The organism is bacterium (assembly GCA_030697795.1).
GTDB lineage: Bacteria > Patescibacteriota > Minisyncoccia > JACQLN01 > JACQLN01 > JACQLN01.
On the sequence record JAUYOV010000010.1, the window covers coordinates 1 to 1,431 of the forward strand.

General features: G+C 37.0%; 1 protein-coding gene. It reads right to left on the bottom strand.

Features of this window, described 5'->3' with window-relative positions; translation table 11 throughout:
- Positions 1-34: 34 nt before the first annotated feature.
- Positions 35-1,312 (bottom strand): hypothetical protein, encoded by a 1,278-nt coding sequence (locus Q8Q95_04025; protein MDP3764760.1) that lies wholly within the window; start codon positions 1,310-1,312, stop codon positions 35-37.
- Between the last annotated feature and the right edge of the window lie 119 nt (positions 1,313-1,431).

A 1,431-nucleotide genomic window follows, 5' to 3' on the forward strand; every position in this document is an offset into this window, starting at 1 on the left:
GATTAGCAGGAGCATTCCCAAAATCAGATTTTGTTTAGAAAACATATTTCAAACGGTTATAAATAATTTTGAACCCGGCAGAGGCAAAAATAAACATAAATGGCGCCAAGGGTATTATAAATCTGCTGCCGTCGGCGCCAAAAGCTCCCGTGCTACCGGCTGTGAACATAATTATTCCAATCATAGCTAAAAACATGATGGGGTAGGCGCGTTGTTTTGCACAAAACAAACTTGCCAGCATTAAAATATAAACGGCTATCCAAAAAAACCATCCCAGCGCCGTCAGAAAATAAACGAATGTACCAAGAAAGCCAAATAACAAAGTTGGAAATTTCGGCTTAAGAACATAATCGACCAAATATTCATAATAATTGACTAACCTGGATTTTAAAGCAAGAGTAGCGTGAAATTTTACGTATTCAAATGGGCGTTCTTTAACAAGCTCCCAAAAATGATTTTTATAAAATGGGACATTCATAAAATTATACGCGAAAGTTTCCAGATTAGGGTAATTAGATGGAGGAACGGGGTAGGGCAATTTAAAACCTTCCGTATCGGCGAATTTCTGTGCGAGTATGCCGTAAAGATTATACCAAGAAGCGCTAGTGAGCTGCCAAGTATTAAATACAATTTTATTTCTAAGCATCCACGGAAAAAGTACCGCGAGAAATATTAAAATCGTAATCACTGCTTGCTTCCACGGTACCTTAAAAATTATTAGAAGCATGAATAATGGCAGAAAATACAGACTGGTCGGTCGTGTAAGCGTAGCCAGCCCCAGAAAGAGCGCAAAAGCATAGTAGTGTTTAAGAAAAAAATAATAGCAAGCTAAAACAAATAAAAAAGCGAATAAATAATCGGACATCAAAAGGTTGTTCCAATAAATTGATGCCGGCTCCAAAGCGGTTAAAGTAGCTGCCCAGAAACCGATGCGCTTAGAAGAAAAAAGTATAATCCCAATTCTATAGATTAAAACGCTCATGGCGCCGGCCATAAAATTCTGAGCAAAAATGATCCAAAAAAGCGGAAGTTTCAACCATAGAAAAAATGCCACAAAAAAAGTGTAAAGCGGCATTCGGTAAGCGTCCGGCATATAGGGAGGCGCGGTGTTTAAACTGAAAATATGATGATTTATTAAATTTTCCGCGCCACGAAGATAGAAAGAAAAAGCATCGGAATGCGCGATAAAGCCGTGCTCGCCGAAAAATAATAATACAAAAAGAGCATATAAAAAACGTATGCCGAAAGCCAAAAGAAAAATTAAAACTTCTGTCCTATTTTGTTTCAACCAAAACCAAAATTTTTCTAACATGATATAAAAGATTCTAACACTTAAAAAAGCGATAAAAAAGCCCCCTTAAAGACCGTGGGGGCTTAAATTCAATTTACCGTTTTTAAAATATATTTTGGCAATCCTGTTTGACCCATAGA